The organism is Sphingobacterium sp. UBA7855 (assembly GCA_002500745.1).
Taxonomy (GTDB): domain Bacteria; phylum Bacteroidota; class Bacteroidia; order Sphingobacteriales; family Sphingobacteriaceae; genus Sphingobacterium.
On sequence record DLST01000018.1, the window covers coordinates 470,188 to 486,293 of the forward strand.

At 42.1% G+C, this 16,106-nt stretch carries 10 protein-coding genes; all 10 read right to left on the reverse strand.

Features of this window, described 5'->3' with window-relative positions; genetic code table 11:
- Positions 1 to 25: 25 nt before the first annotated feature.
- Positions 26 to 838, reverse strand: a complete 813-nt coding sequence (gene murQ, locus B2107_RS18195) for an N-acetylmuramic acid 6-phosphate etherase (protein ID WP_293957163.1) — start codon at positions 836 to 838, stop codon at positions 26 to 28.
- A 22-nt stretch (positions 839 to 860) separates the two neighbouring features.
- Positions 861 to 1,496: a polysaccharide deacetylase family protein gene (locus B2107_RS18200; RefSeq protein WP_293957164.1), complete on the reverse strand. Its 636-nt coding sequence runs from the start codon at positions 1,494 to 1,496 to the stop codon at positions 861 to 863.
- A 59-nt stretch (positions 1,497 to 1,555) separates the two neighbouring features.
- Complete coding sequence (locus tag B2107_RS18205) at positions 1,556 to 3,382, reverse strand: glycoside hydrolase family 9 protein (RefSeq protein ID WP_293957165.1); 1,827 nt, start codon at positions 3,380 to 3,382, stop codon at positions 1,556 to 1,558.
- Between the two features lie 43 nt (positions 3,383 to 3,425).
- Entirely contained in the window at positions 3,426 to 5,285 is a 1,860-nt protein-coding gene (locus B2107_RS18210; RefSeq protein ID WP_293957166.1) for a PQQ-binding-like beta-propeller repeat protein, read from the reverse strand.
- Between the two features lie 176 nt (positions 5,286 to 5,461).
- Positions 5,462 to 7,321, reverse strand: a complete 1,860-nt coding sequence (locus tag B2107_RS18215) for a RagB/SusD family nutrient uptake outer membrane protein (protein ID WP_293957167.1) — start codon at positions 7,319 to 7,321, stop codon at positions 5,462 to 5,464.
- Positions 7,322 to 7,332: 11 nt separating this feature from the next.
- On the reverse strand, positions 7,333 to 10,794 hold the full coding sequence (locus B2107_RS18220; RefSeq protein ID WP_293957168.1) for a SusC/RagA family TonB-linked outer membrane protein: 3,462 nt from the start codon (positions 10,792 to 10,794) through the stop codon (positions 7,333 to 7,335).
- Positions 10,795 to 10,846: 52 nt separating this feature from the next.
- Positions 10,847 to 12,088, reverse strand: coding sequence for an exo-beta-N-acetylmuramidase NamZ family protein (locus B2107_RS18225; protein WP_293957169.1), 1,242 nt, complete (start codon positions 12,086 to 12,088; stop codon positions 10,847 to 10,849).
- 608 nt (positions 12,089 to 12,696) lie between these two features.
- Positions 12,697 to 13,698, reverse strand: a complete 1,002-nt coding sequence (locus B2107_RS18230; RefSeq protein WP_293957170.1) for a phosphodiester glycosidase family protein — start codon at positions 13,696 to 13,698, stop codon at positions 12,697 to 12,699.
- A 2-nt stretch (positions 13,699 to 13,700) separates the two neighbouring features.
- The gene (locus B2107_RS18235) at positions 13,701 to 14,504 is read right to left on the reverse strand and encodes a DUF4397 domain-containing protein (RefSeq protein WP_293957171.1); all 804 of its coding nucleotides are present in this window, start codon (positions 14,502 to 14,504) and stop codon (positions 13,701 to 13,703) included.
- A gap of 18 nt (positions 14,505 to 14,522) precedes the next feature.
- On the reverse strand, positions 14,523 to 16,103 hold the full coding sequence (locus B2107_RS18240; RefSeq protein WP_293957172.1) for a SusD/RagB family nutrient-binding outer membrane lipoprotein: 1,581 nt from the start codon (positions 16,101 to 16,103) through the stop codon (positions 14,523 to 14,525).
- Positions 16,104 to 16,106: the final 3 nt, after the last annotated feature.

Below are 16,106 nucleotides of genomic sequence, written 5' to 3' on the forward strand. Positions count from 1 at the left end.
ATAGGTGATTAGTAGTTGGTTTTAGTCAATGCGCCGCCTGATAGGATTCTATCGCTTGTCTCACATTCCCGAACTGCTCAAGCAAAGCCGCAGCCTCATCCTCGGGCGCTCCTGTTTGATCCATAATGATACGCACACCACGACCTACCAGCTTATGATTTGACAATTGCATATCGACCATCTTATTTCCTTTTACCCGACCCAATTGGATCATCACTGCGGTGCTGAACATATTTAATACCAGCTTCTGTGCAGTACCCGATTTCATTCGGGTAGATCCAGTGACAAACTCAGGCCCCACAATTACTTCGACAGGATATTGCGCTATCTGCGCAATTGGAGAACCACCATTGCAGACGATACATCCTGTCACAAGTCCTTTTTCATTTGCGGTTTGCAATCCACCAATCACATAAGGAGTCGTGCCAGAAGCCGCAATACCCACCACAACATCGTTCTCATCGATATCATAGGCTTCCATATCCTTCCAAGCCTGCTCCAGATCATCTTCTGCAAATTCAACCGCTTTCCGAATTGCGGTATCGCCACCGGCGATCAAGCCGATGATCCATTCAAATGGCACACCGTAAGTTGGAGGTAATTCAGATGCATCTAACACGCCTAAACGGCCACTCGTACCAGCGCCGATATAAAAAGTTCGACCACCAGCCTTCATTTTCTCCACAGTGACCTTAACCAATGCTTCAATCTGAGGGATAGCCTGCTCTACAGCAAGTGGTACAGATTTATCCTCATTATTGATATTAGTCAATAATTCGTGCACAGACATCTTGTCCAAATCCTGATAATTCGAATCTTTCTCCGTTGTATTTACCATTATTAGTATGTATTGTATTTCTTTATTTCAATAATTCGGGTACATCCACAAGTTGATACCCTTTTCCCTTTAATATGCGAATGATATCATCCAAATGATGATACAGTTTATCTTTACGCCGATCATCCGTGCCCATATGAATCAATAGCATAAACCCGTTAAGCCCAAATCGTGCCTCGTAGGACCACAGATTGTGGAGAATCACTTCCGATGATAAATAACGAGTCCCCATTTCAGGATACGTATAATCGGCCGCTGTCCGTATTCCGGGTGTATAATTAACCGAAGATAGCCCCATCGCTTTTGCCCAGTTGACCGTTTCACTCGTATACCATTCATACGAAGGAATATAATAAGCCAGATTCCGGCTATCAATACCTGCACTTTGCAATGCATTCAGATTGGCTTTCAGATCACTCACAAAAGAGTCACGTGCAACCAATAACACATCTCGACTTCCCCAGTCGCTGACCAAAAGATGTTTATCCGAATGCCCCGAAACAAAGTGACCATCCCTTAACATCCGACGCACATATGGTTTAAAGGTCGGATTTCTGAGATAATCACCTGTCAGAAAAAAAGAGCCTTTAACGCCATTATGTTTTAGACTCGTCAATATCTCAGCTGTACCTTCAGATAAATCATGACCAGTAAACATCAGAGCCACCTGCCGCTTTGTCGAGTCGCCCCGGACAATAGCACCAAAAATATCTCGTGTTACTTTTTTCCGGTCGGCTCCTCCATGGCCTTATCCTCTTTTGAAGCCAACAGATAAATCAACGAAGCGGTACCATCCATTGTCGGCTCATTCGTACTATAATCTCCGTAGTCGTCATGATAGACCGCCAAATCACTTTGAAACTCCGCATAATGATCGGGATTATTCAACTTGATACCGATCAAATTGCGATAAGTAGACGCCATAATAGGGCCATCAACCAAACCTCCGTCGATCGGGTGCTTTCCCAGAAACGTAAACGCCGAATGCGGATCCACAGGTGTATCGCCCCAAGATGGAAGACCATAAACCATGCTTGTTCCCCAGGGATTCGTACCAAACAACCAGTCAAAATTAGCCTGAGCGAGCTCATCGAATTGTGCATCTCCTGTCAGTTCCTTATACCACAAACATTGGATGGCAAAAGATACAGTCAAATTATTGCTACACCAGATAAAGGGGACTCCCCGATAAAAGGCATTTAACTCTGCCCTGCGATTAACCTCCTCAATCCCTTGCTTATAGTAAGATACAATCTCCTCGCGATCTTGTCCTTTTAATCCTTTTGCCAGCTCATAATGCCCAAGGTTGATAAACGGATACCACTGATAGTGAGCGGCAGTATCGGTAATCATCCAAGGTGTCACCTTTTCCTGTCTGGCATATTGTAAACCCTCTCGGGCAAATTTCTTTTTCTTTGTCGCTGAAAAACCCATTGCAGCAGCCAACTGCATATCATCCACCCAATTGTCCTCTGCATAGATATAGGGCGATTTCACAGAAACCGTCTGTGTCACGCCGGGCTTAATAGTGGCATAGGCATAGGCGGACGCTGATTTCTTGGCCAGCAATCTGGCATACTTCCGATCTTCCTTATCAAACAACGAAGCCCCGAGGCGAAAAGCACTGCTAAATTTACCCGCAGTGGAGCTTGTCCCCGTCGTATTATTCATAAACTTACCGCGTTGCTGCGGCTCACCATCGATAAAATACACCGGCCTTTCAAATCCACGTCCATAATACGGATCTTCCTTGGGCATCCGCATACTGGCATGATCCCGGTCGTCTCCAATCTGATTGTACATTTCGTTAGCCTTGGGATGCATCTTCAACAACCAATCCAACCCCCATTTTGCTTCATCCAGGACATCTGCCCGGCCATTTTTACCATCAAGCCCATTCGCCAGCTTCCGATCACCAAACACTCTTGGAAAATCACGATAGGCAGCAAGCAAGTGAAATGTTGCATTTGCCGAAGTTGTCGCATATTGCAAATAATCAGAAGCATCGTGCCAACCACCACCAGCATCGATACGCGAACTATCTTGAATTCCCACCTTTTCGGCGTAAAGCGTAAAACCATCGTGTGTATGGCAACTATCTTGCAGAAAGGGATTGAACAATGTCCGTTGTTGCCGCATATATCGCAATACAAAATCTGCGGCCCCTTTATGGACGTCCCGTGCAATTCGGAATGTTGCTGATTTTACATCGTCAGCCTGAACAAAGAAGCGTCCTGTATCTTGTACGGCAGAAAAATCAAAACGAAAGCTTTGAATAAAAGGACCGTAAGACCCATAATCTTTTCCAACAGGATGCACATACACGGTTTTACCTGTTTTTGCGTTTTTAATCTCAAAAGAACGAAGCTGCCTGATTGATTTCCCACCCCATACTGCAACCTTCTTACTTGCTGGAGTATAACCCAATTGGTTTATTCTAATCCAAGCATTTTGCTGTGCTTTCGCAAAGTTACAAACAAAACATGCAAAAACAAGCATAAAAGCTTGACGTAAATTTAAGAAGTTTAGACATTTTTTTATCATATCAAGGCATTTATTTTCAAAAAAGATGTTTTTGTCAAATTGTTTAAAATGCTAATGACACTATTTTACCATCCATTGTACTCGCAATCACCCCTTTTTGACCAAGTATTGCAACCGGATTAAGCATTCCATTCGATATTTTATATTGCCACACAACATCGCCTGTTTTTGCGTTTACTGCAGAAAGTAATCCCGAATGACTCGGCACAAACACCAATCTGCCGTTTGTTTTGATAACCGATGGTGTCAACTCATAAGGCAACTTCAAGGCAGACTTCCAAACAACATCCATGCTGTTTCCGGCCACCGATACACCCAACAGATCACCATCCATTGTCTTTACATAAACCAATTTTTGATCCTCCGAAAGTCCCATCGACTCCCGTACTCGAATCGTATCTCTCTTTTCCCGCCAAATAACAGCTCCTGATTTCGCATCCAGCGCCGTCATAAAGCGATCGGGCGCAACCACAAAAACACGATTATTTACGCCCACTGGATTACACGCTGCGGCAGAAAACATGCGATTGGCCTGTCCATTGTTCCATTCCCAAGAAAGACGACCTGTCTTGGCATTCAGGGCATAAAACCCATTACTCCATGAACCGAAAATGACATTGCCCAAATAATAGGTCGGTAATGTTGACACAAATCCTTTGACCTGATCAAAACTCCATTTTACAGCACCTGTTTTAATATCCAACGCTCTAAACTTACCATCAGAACCGCCGATAAAAGCAACGCCATCGTGTAGTAATGGCGATCCCAAAACCGCCTTCTCTGTCTGCACCTTCCACAGTAATCGACCATTCCGAGCATCCACGGCATAAATTGCATGATCCGATGATCCAGCCACCACGATTCCTTTCGAAACTGCTGGCGTGGAATACACTTTACCTCCAGTACGGAATGCCCACAACTTCCTACCGGTCTTTAAATCGAGTGCAAAGATATCTCCGGCAGTGTTTGATGTAATCACGCTATTTTTGTAAACCGTCAGTCCCGCTCCGATATCACTTGCATCTTCAAAAGTCCAATTGACCTTAACTTGATTGGCATATTTTGCATTGACAGCATAACTAGGTCGTGGGTAAGTCGCGGTTTCATTTTCAAAATGATGATTGAAAAGAGGGACAACGAGCCAGGGCTTTTCTTGCGTACCCATTCCCGGGTTACGCTCTTGATAAGTGGCCTTACCATCTGCTATGGTTACAATATTATAACCACCAATTTCCTTATTTGCCCGCAGGTTGGAACGCCCCATTACACCAGGAATTCCTTCCCAATCGTACAATTTATTGATATGCCCATGCCCACAAAACGCCAGCTGAACATTTCGAGTTTTGACCCTTTTCAAGGCGTCAAACCAGTTATTCAACGATGAATCTTGTGGATAGTGGTTAATATAGATCAATGGTAGCTGTTTATCCGGGTTCGCGGCAAAAACAGAGTCCATCCAGACCAGATTTTCGCGTGGAATCTGACCGGGGCTCATCCGCATATTCGGACCGGAATTGGTACCCATAAATGCATAACCTTTGTGCTTAAAGAAAAAAGTTTCACCACCAAAAACGGTGCGAAAAGTATTGGCCCCATTTTCAGACCAATTTCCATCATGATTCCCCGGAATAACATACCAGGGAAGCTGCAAGCTATCCAAAATTTGCTTAGCCAGCTTGAGCTCATGATCAGCACCAAACTCGGTGATATCACCAGACAGTATCACGAAATCGATATCTTTCACCGTATTTAGGTCTTTTACTGTACGTCGCAAATCTTCCGCTCCTGTTGCACCGCCAACATGCGTATCGGTCACGTGAGCGAATTTGAAGGATTGCTGTGCTATCGAGACATTAAAAATGCAGGATAATGCAATAAAAAAGGTAATAATTGGAAACCTCATGCGTAATGTTTTCTTAAAAATAGCGTTTTTATGCATAAAAAAGAAATAAAAATGCGTTTTTATGCAAATCTAGTGTTTAATATTGGTTTAGATGCGCCTTAATAGTATTCGCTATCAAAGCATAAAAAAGCCTTGTCTACAAACATAGACAAGGCTTAATAGGTATGTAAATTAAATTACCACCCTTTAGTTTGGGTTAATTTATAACCTTTGGCAGCATATTCATTCACCTGCTCTAATCCAACAGGCGCAGTATAAGAGCGATCTGTAAATGATTCCCGGTTACGTACGTCCTCAACGCGATAATAACCAATTAACTTATCGCCATTCGTACCATCGTACGAAATGGTATTACCATTCGCATCCACCACTTTCAACAAACCTTTTTTGCTGTCCACCAACAGAGCCGGCATATCTTGTTTAACATTGATCCAAGGCCCCAAGAAATAGTCGTTGTTTTTGCTGAAATCCATGTAATTCAACTTCTTCCAACGCTTGATATCAAGCAGACGTAATCCTTCATAAACAAACTCCATACGTCGCTCACGTCTGATTTCCCACATTAACGGCGAAACGTCAGCATCGCGGGAAGGATCATTTGCAATGGCGCCAACTTGCAATGGAGCTGTTTTCTGAACACCCTTTGCAACCGCAACAGCGTCAAGCGGACGATTACGGATTGCATTAATGGATTTATCGATATCTGTCTGTGTCACTGCAACACCACCGAAACCTTCTGCCAAAATTTGCTTCGCCTCAACCCAGTTCAGCACAACTTCCGCCAGGCGGATAACAGGAGCATCCGATGTATTTGTACTGGAAGCCCAAGCTGCCGGATAAGTTTTGCCCAAATAACCCAAAGCTTCTCGCGATGCAAACTTATACGCATAGAAAAGTGTCGACGAGGATGTTAGGGGTTTCTCGTAGATGGAAGCCTCAAAACGAGGGTCACGCGTCAGCGCCAAATCTTTTAGCGTAAAACTATTTGCATTTGCCAAAGAAGAACTTTGCCATGGCTTACCGTCGTTACAGATAAAAGATTTAATCAACACAAGATTAGCAGCATTACTCTGACCTTCGGTACCATTGCTATACGATCCTACACTATGCGTTGCGCTCTTCGTAGCATCATAAGCGCGGTACATAATCACCTCCTTATTAGCACTTAAATCTTCCGAAGCAAATAAGCTTTTGAAATCACTGCTAAAATTATAGGCATTGGAAGCCATAACAACTTCTGCGGCTTTTTGTGCCATTTCAAGGTATTTTTTTGCTCTTTCCTTATCTAAATTGTGATAGTACAAAAAGGAGCCTTCAAACAACATCAGTCTAGAGATAAACGATGCCGCCACATATTTGTTCAAATATTGCTTACCATCATTTGTACGCATATTATCCAATACATACTGAAAATCGTCATACACATGATCCATCACAACCGCACGGCTGTCGCGATCTTTGTACATCAAATCCAGTTCAGTATCTTTCAACTCCTTATCATAATAAGGTACGTCACCAAACACTTCGACCAGTCGACTATATTCAAACCCTCTGAAAAAACGAGCTACCGCCATCCAATGACGGTATGTTTCGTCATTGATATTCGGTTTGGTTTTGTTCTCAATACGGTCGATAAAGATATTTGCTTTACGCACATAAGTAAAACTCCATGTCGGACCGGCATATTCACGGATCATTTCAGGAGTTTCCATTAAAGCTATCGTGCTGGAATATTGATTTTTTCGACTTGTAGGAATCGTATTCTCAAAATTATCCTGAATATTTTTCTTCGTTAGATCATCCGAAAAATCATAACCTGTCACCGGCGCATAAGCCTTAGCGAAACCTGTATTATATCCCGTAAAATAATTGGCATAAAAACCGTTAGCGTACAGGCGCAGCGCAAGCTCGTTGCCCCAACCTTTATCATCTTCCAAGCTTGTCAACTGATTACGATCAAGCACGTCTTTATTACAGGATGATAGCACCAACGTTGCTCCGAGCGCCAAAAATGCTATTTTCTTTGTAAATTTCATTGTTGTAAATTTTAAAAATTAACCTGAACACCAAACGACACCGACTTAAACATTGGTGTACCAACTCCTGTTCTACCCGAGTTATAATTTGTAGCATTAAAAATAGAAAATCCATTGATTGCCTCTGGGTCTACTGGTAAGCCGTTCAGCTTATCAAAAGTGAAGAAGTTTTCCAATGAAGTATATACTCTTGCCGTTTTGATAAATGCTTTTCGCGTAAATGTCGATGGAAGGGTATAACCCAATGTGATATTTTTAATACGTAAATAAGACATATCCAATAGGTAACGGGACTGTTTAACCATATTGTTTGCATCATTGCTTGCCGCATTATTATATGCTCTCGGATAGAAAGCACCTGTATGGTCTGCAGACCAGAAATTATCAGCAATTGCTGCAGGCATAGCACCATCTGAAGCATTATAACCTGGAATCGTCAAGAAACCATTACCCCAGATCTGACGTTTTCCAACCCCCTGCATAAATCCAGAAAGATCAAAGCCCTTATAGTCAAATCCCAAACGGAAGCCATATTCATAACGCGGTGTTTCGTTACCGATAATCTCCATATCACCATGATCATCCAAGGTACCAGCTCCGGCATTAATCTGACCATCGCCATTCAAGTCAGTAAATTTCACGTCACCAGGACCAAATTTAAAATTACTGCTTGTCGGGAAGGTATTGTAAGCGCCGTTAGGATCTGAAAGCTTATTAAATTTCTTTTTATTAATTTCAATCTCCACCATCTTTCCCGAAGCATCATATTCAAAATCACCCGCCTGATACAATCTATCAGTACGATAACCCCAGATTTCACCCACATCTTTACCATTATAGTAATCTGAAATTACCCGCGTGTTTGTATATTGCAGAATAGTCGTTTTCGCATCGGATAACGTTCCTCTGACATTAAAGCCAAAGCCACTTTCAAAACGATGGTTAAAATCTAAAGCGAGTTCCCATCCTTGTGTACGTAAGGCGCCAAAGTTACCCTGTGGTGCTGGAGCTCCAAACGTTGCGCTAACATCGCCACTTGGGACGATCATGTTTTTAGTATCTCTTCGATACCAATCGAAAACTAACCCCAATTTGTTTTTGAACATGCGCATATCCAAACCTATGTCTGTCGTTTCAATACGCTGCCATTTCAATTCACTTCTTACTGCCGAAGGAGTTCCGATCGTAAAATAACGGCTACCGTCAGCACCCAACCAAGCGACATCCCCAGGTATCATGGTCGATGTGTATAAACTTGGAGGTACAGTTTGGTCACCAATAGATCCCCACGAGCCTCTGAACTTCAACTGACTAAGCGTAGGCTTAGCCCATTCCATAAAACTCTCTTCCGAAGCTACCCAACCTGCCGAGAAAGATGGGAACCATTGCCATTTCAGATCTTTCGGAAATTTCGAAGAACCGTCATAGCGAATGTTTGCCTCCACAAGATATTTATTTTTATAGGCATAATTTACACGTCCAAAATAGCCTAGTTGTGCCTCCCATGCAGCATCACCTTTCGCTAATTGCGCAGACGTATTTACACCGAAACCCAATTGTGGATTACGAATATCCAATAAGTTAAATGTTTGCGAAGAGTTCATATCATAATCCAACGTCACACGGTTAACACCGGCAATAAATTTGAAATCATGATCATCGTCCAGATTTAAATCATAGGTTGTGAACGCATTGATCGTATTGTTACGACGAGCACCTGAAGCTCTCAAAAAGTGATCAGGATTTGCTCCATTAGCTGTATACGTATAATAATTCAGATCATATGCAGGCATCGCTCCTGTAACACCTGCAGCAACCACCTGACCATCAGAATTTACATAGATCGGATTGCCCGAAGCATCTTTTCTCGCTACACCCGCAACCCAAGAATCTGCTGCAGTAAAACGTGTACCAGGCTGCGTTGTGATTTCCTCTTGGTTGGAGAATGTATAATCAAAATCAACTTTCCAGTTCTTCTTGATATTCACAGTGGCTCCTAAATTCAGATTGATGTAGTTATTTTGGAAACTCGCCGTATTTGCCGAAGACGTCTCGCTCCATGGACTACGAATCATATTACCTCTGTCGTCATACCCCATCGGATACAATGAGCTCCAGCGGTAAAGATACAACCATGGATCTGCGGTGGTTGAACTTGTTGTATAAGGATACTCTTTTTTGCGGCGCGATACCATTGCACCACCGCGTACAGTTAAGTATTTATTAATATCAGAGGATATGCGCAATGCCGCATTTGTACGGTTAAACTTGTCATGATCCGTTGTTTTCATCATACCAGACTGACTCAACAAACCCATGCTCAAATTATACTGTGTCTTACCAGATGTACCCGAAAGACTTAAATCATGCTGAGAAGTAGGCGCAGCATTACGGATCATATAATCCTCTACGTTGTAGGTACGAACGCCGTACTTTTTAGTAGGTTCGGCAGGATTGACATACCAATCACGACCATAAACAGTAGGATCATTAGCACCAATGGAGTTGCCGTAATTCTTTTTCCAATCCAATGCCCGTTGATAGCTTTCGCGGTTAATCTTATAAAAAGCACCTGTCTCAGATTCTCCGACACGTTCAGCTGCCTCCAAAGAGTATTTAAGTGCATTCACATCACCCATATTATAATCTACGGCAGAGTTCTGGAAGGAGAAGTTATTGGAATAATTGATATTGAAGCTATCACCACCCTTTGCTCCTTTTTTTGTGGTAATCAATACCACACCAAATGCCGCTTTAGCACCATAAATAGAAGATGCAGCTGCATCCTTTAGCACCGAAATAGACTCGACATCTGCAGGATTAACCAATTGGATACTTGGAATCTCCACATTATCCAATAAAATAAGCGGACTAGATCCCCCAGCAATCGAACCCATTTGACCACGAATTTTCATCACAGGATCGGATCCAACTTCTCCACTAGGCACCACAACGGTCAGACCCGGTGTCGTACCTTGAATACCACGGCCGACATCTGCAATGGCACGGCCCTGCAGATTATCCTTTACGTTAATAGTAGAAACAGCACCAGTTAAATTACCTTTTTTCTGCGTACCGTAACCCACCACCACAACTTCATCCAACGCTTGATTATCGTCGGCTAGCGTCACATCAAGCGAACCTGAAGTTACGGTAACTTCTTTCGTCACGTATCCAATAGATGAAAAACGCAACTTGCTCCCCACGGCAGCTGTAATTTTAAATTGTCCTTGAGCATCGGTCTTTGTTGACGCAGTACCGCCAATCAAAAATACACTTACCCCAGAGACTGGACCTTTTCCATCCTTTACAGTACCTTGCACCGTATTTTGAACCGCACCTTTTGCAGAAGAACGTAGAAGAGCGCTTGTTAAATTACCACTGTTCAACGTACCTTCTTTTTTTGTAAAAGAATAGGATTCAGAAGGAAAACTCAATCCAAGAGCAACAGAAAATAGTACAAATTTTCTCATTGATTATAGAGTTTTAAAATAAATGATTCTAGTTAATATTTGTTAGTTATTGCTATTCAAAATCAGTGTAAAGCAGATACTTTTTACGCATTTGCTTATATGCCTTTAAGTCATCAGACCACGACGCACGAATCTGTTTCTCGGATTGACCAGCAAGGATCTGCTTGCGTAATTGATCAGTGCCTGCCAGTTTATCAAAAAATTCAGGCCGTGCAAAAAAAGTGGATTTATCCGGTGTCTTTTGATAAAAATCTAATAGATATTTTAAGGTAAATTTTTGACCCGCTGGATCTAAAGCCCGTAGGTCTATACCATAATTTGTAGCCCCTTTTCCCTCCACATGCTTCGACATACCATGGCGTTCGCCGGGGGTAAACGTAAAAGAACCGTATACCGGATTTGTATATCCTAAAACCTGAAAAGGCCAATCTGTACCACGTCCTACCGAAATATCAGTCCCTTCGAAAAGGCACAATGAAAGATATAAACGGACAGACAGTGGATTGGGTAGACTTGGCGAGGGAACTACGGGCAAATCATACATTGTCTTGTGATCCCAGTTTTGCACCTTCACTATCTGTATATCCGCCTGGCGCCCATTTTCCAACCAACGTTCTCCATTGATCATCTGTGCGAGCTCTCCAATAGTCAGACCGTGAATCATCGCTATCTTATGCCAAGACACATCGGATTTAAATTTATCGTCATGCCTTACAGGTCCATCTACTTGATCGCCGTTAGGATTTGGGCGATCAAGAATGATCAGTTTTTTATTATGTTTTGCACAAAGCTCCATGACACGATGCAATGAAGTGATATAGGTATAAAAACGCGCACCTACATCTTGTAGATCGAAAATCATGACATCAATGGAATTCACAATGGAATCCTGCTTTTTATTACCACCATATAACGTAAACAAAGGCAAACCTGTTTTCTGATCCACATCATTCCCAAACTTCTCGCCACGTTCAACATTACCACGGAAACCGTGCTCCGGAGCAAAAGCAAACTTTAAGTCAACTTTATTCTCCATCAATACATCAACAACATGCCTTTTATCGGAACCAACAATCGAAGTTTGATTCCCCATAATACCTACCTTCTTACCTTTTAATTGAGGCAGATATAAATCAAGCTGGTCCGCTCCTGGCAAAATCACATGTTCTGCCGCCCCCGCTACGCGTATCCCATTTGTCGCATTGACCTGAGCAGACTTTAGTGAACTGCCGCAAGAGACAAAACCGGCAATGGAAATCACAAAGGCAAGTTTTAATAAGGTAGTTTTCATCATAAATAGACTTTTAGCTCATGCAGAAATGCAGTTTTATGCATGAATAATTGAAAATCAGGATAAAAGTAAGTAGAAGTTTTCGTTTTTAAAACAAAACTTGTCATAAAAACGCAAAAGAAAGTAAGTGTTCACTTTTTTTCAAAGTTGAAACTGGAATAAAATCATCAATTATGAATTACCGCACAGCCAATAAAAATATGAGTTAAACAGTAGGATTACAACGATTTAAAGAAATAATTCAATATTAAATTCATTATAAATTCACGGGACGAAAATACGAACAAGTAACAAATGCATGATCTTTACAACAGCACGCATAACACGCATAAATCAGTACTAGAAAGCACCTAAAATATTGGCTATCAAAGCGCCAAAATGCGATTCAGCAAAATACTGTAACCATTTTATTACCTCAACACCCTGCCGCTATAGGCGGCAACGCCTGAGCGCTTCTATAATCTTTTACCCCAAAAAGACAATACGAATACATCGACTATTTCAGCGCCCCAAGTATACGACAGTCTGAGTCTAGCATATATGCCATATCATGCAAAAGGGCTTTCGGATATCTCTTCCAAAAGCCCTTTTGCACGATGCTCAGATAGATACTATTTTACTACAAAACCAATACCATTGGCACTAGAACCACCAGCAGCTGCTACCGGCTTATTGACCACTTTCCAGCTTACCCCGCCGGTGAGCGCGTCATTTTCTATGCGTTGCACCATTACGGATGCAGCTCCACCATTTGTGACAAAAGCATCTGAAGCTCCGATTGATTGCATAATCTTTCCTAAATCATTATAGGTAATACCAACGGAAAAAGCATTCGTACCACCATCCACCACTACAGCATACAAATAATTTTTATCAGCATTGAGTCCCAACGCTGTATTCGCCTGTACCGTTGTTGTCGTCGAAGCCACAGTAGCACCTTTATATAACAGCCATGTACCCCCAGACACCAATGAAGCAAGATCATTTAAATTATATGCGTCCATCGACGATGACTCCGATGGTTTATTGCCTACAAAAACAGAACCGTCCTTTTTCACACCCAAAAAGGGCCTAGTATTTGATGTCGCGGTCGTGGTAGTCGTTTTCAACAGCCGACTTCTAAAGATGAACGAACCTGTCGGCGCCGAAGAGGTTACGACATCTCCATTGATTGCTGCTATTATTTTACCTCCAGAACGGCCTTCATTATATTTCGCCATATCTGCCATCGTCTGCACCGTAAATAGATAATCATCGAAAGGACTTAATGCTGCCACCTTTACATTAGACTTCGAAATATCCACCTCTAAAATCTGCATACTCATAGCCTGATTTAATTTATTCACATAACGAACATGCGTACGCTTTATTCCATCTGCAAGGGTTGTCGTAGAATCCAACTTAAAAATTGAGATGATATCCGTTTTGTCCATAATCTTTTTTACGAGCGTACCGATCTCATTGTCAGTCGGTATCACTTCCGGAGCAGTCACCACAGGCTCTTTTTGCTCAAATACAGGATAATCATCCCGCTGTTTACAAGCCACCAGCGAAAGGAGCAAGTAAAACGATGCAGTTATACACAGTTTATTTCTATATTTTTTATTTTTCATGACTATCGAATTAAGAAAAATGAAACATAAGGTTTCATGATGGTAGATGTAAAACCTTCGTACCCCAGCGCATAGACAGTATATGATCTTCGGTCCAAAATCGCACCGGCATTTGAATAAGAAGCTAATACCGAAGCGTTTGTGATAGGCGATCCTGCTCGACGTATCTTCCAGGTACGGGTTGTGATACGATTTAATTCAAAATACGGACTAGTCTCCAAATACTTCACATTTTTAGCGACCAATGAGTCCTGTGTCGGCTCAGAGGATGTTGCGGCAGCACCATAGTAGAGATCTATAGCTTCCACATTAGGCATTAGATTTGTAAAACGGTAGCGCGCCTGTGTACTATCTGGACGCGTCAAATCTTCTTCATTCAAAATCATTCTGGTATTTTTTGCCGTATCCGTCACATGAAGCGTATAACGCTTACCCGCCTCAAACTTCACCGTAGATTGGTATAATATGATTGAATCCAAACCACTATCCGTCTTATAAGGCAGTCCAACCTGCACATTAACAGAGCCCGATTTCCATTTCAGAAAGTCCGGACGTGAATCACCGCGGGTATTATAACCGCCACCTGGAAAAGGCTCTCTGCCCCGGATAAGCGGCGTAACACGCTGGCCATCAAACTTTACATACATATAACGATCGTCTGGATAAACAGAAGCCATGTTAATTTTAACAATTGCATCGTCTGCGCCCATAAACTCCACATCGCCAAAATTCTGTATGGCTTTATCACAAGAATAAAAACCAAAAAGAAACAAGCAGGCACCTAATATAATTTTCAAACTTTTCATACTTTAATCTTTAATGGATTAATTATCTTTTGTTACAAACCAGGTAGGTTTGGTGACATAATATGGATCCAAGGCTCCCCACTTATCCAACTCTTTTGCATTCCACGCATATTCCGAGTTATAACGGGGACGCACCCTATAACAGTAAGCCTGATATTGCAAGCCCGAGCCGCTAAGTGACTGATACTGCTTAAAAATATTCGTATCGTAATTATACTTGCGCAGATCACACCACTGTTCCAATCCGCCCCAGCCCCATTGTACAATATATTTCTGTCCCATAATATCGGAAAGCATCAGATCAGCCGAAGTCTGCGGAATTTCACTACTCGTCAAATATGCCTTGATCTGCGTTTCACTGATGGCAGTTTCAGCATTGGTATTGATATACTTGTTCACAAAAGTCATATGCGAGCGAATTGCATTCAGATAAGCTTCATAGGCCTCAGGAAGCGATCCCTTAATAAAAAGAGCCTCCGACTTAACCAATTGCAGTTGTGCATACGTCATCAACGGAAAATCGACTTTGTCTCTAAAAATGAATTTTCCTTCGTACACACCACCCACAATCTTACCCAGAACCGAAGGTATAATTGTCGCCGAATTGGTTACATTTGGCAGAGACCCAGAAAAGACCGTATCAGCTGTATTATCTAAATTTCTATTGATCATTCTCAAAAGGCGCGGGTCACTTGCGACACGTGAAGGCGCCGTTACGGTACCCCTTAGCCCTCCAGACAAATAACTTACAATAGGTTGACCGGCACGGCTATAGTACGTACTCGTATAAACTCCATACAACGGCCCGGCTACACTTGAGGTCTCGGCTTTATCGCCCAAAAACTTAACCGCCGCATCGTCATCATTTGATGCCAACGACTGATTCACGTAATAAAGAACAGAATCCGCATATTTTGATTTAAAATCAGGCTTATTCACCAAATGGATATACTGAAGGGCGCGAATACCATAAACAAACTTACGCCATTTCCCCATATCGCCCCGAAAAAGATTGTCTCCTTTTTCTGAACTCAAATTAGCACTATAATCGAGTGGACTCTTTTGATCCATATAATACAAAGCAGAATCACACCAAACTCTAACTTGCGCATAAACGTCTTTTTGATCGTCATACTTAAAGCTAAGCTGATCGCGCAGGGCTTCTTTCATAATAACGGGACCATGATAATCGGTAAGCATTTGGTATCCCCAAGCCTTAACGGCATAACCTATTGCGGCATACTCATATTTCTCATTTTCCACCGCATCCCGGATCATATTAGCCAGGTTCCGCCCATGGTTAAAATAGACCATTCGCCACATCACTCCACCAACATCACTCTGTAGTCTAAATCCATGCCTTTCCCAAACTTTTGAAGCATCGTCAGCAGAAGCCCCCATAATGGACTGATTAAACTTATTCATAATGGTCTGATCCTGCGCATAACCGTTTGCCATATGAAATATAATGGGAGCCAACAAAATCTCGGCCTTAGCATTTTGTGGATAAGATGGATTATCATTGATATCCATAAATTTTTTACAACCTGTCATTATCAAAGTCAATAACAACAAAGCCGTGACTATTTTTGCTTTCATAAT

Bases quoted from the DNA above. Each gene is read 5' to 3' on its own strand.
- murQ (WP_293957163.1), bottom strand. From the start codon at position 838: ATGGTAAATACAACGGAGAAAGATTCGAATTATCAGGATTTGGACAAG.
- B2107_RS18230 (WP_293957170.1), bottom strand. From the start codon at position 13,698: ATGAAAAATAAAAAATATAGAAATAAACTGTGTATAACTGCATCGTTT.
- B2107_RS18215 (WP_293957167.1), bottom strand. From the start codon at position 7,321: ATGAAATTTACAAAGAAAATAGCATTTTTGGCGCTCGGAGCAACGTTG.
- B2107_RS18240 (WP_293957172.1), bottom strand. From the start codon at position 16,103: ATGAAAGCAAAAATAGTCACGGCTTTGTTGTTATTGACTTTGATAATG.
- B2107_RS18205 (WP_293957165.1), bottom strand. From the start codon at position 3,382: ATGATAAAAAAATGTCTAAACTTCTTAAATTTACGTCAAGCTTTTATG.
- B2107_RS18210 (WP_293957166.1), bottom strand. From the start codon at position 5,285: ATGAGGTTTCCAATTATTACCTTTTTTATTGCATTATCCTGCATTTTT.
- B2107_RS18220 (WP_293957168.1), bottom strand. From the start codon at position 10,794: ATGAGAAAATTTGTACTATTTTCTGTTGCTCTTGGATTGAGTTTTCCT.
- B2107_RS18225 (WP_293957169.1), bottom strand. From the start codon at position 12,088: ATGATGAAAACTACCTTATTAAAACTTGCCTTTGTGATTTCCATTGCC.
- B2107_RS18200 (WP_293957164.1), bottom strand. From the start codon at position 1,496: ATGTTTACTGGTCATGATTTATCTGAAGGTACAGCTGAGATATTGACG.
- B2107_RS18235 (WP_293957171.1), bottom strand. From the start codon at position 14,504: ATGAAAAGTTTGAAAATTATATTAGGTGCCTGCTTGTTTCTTTTTGGT.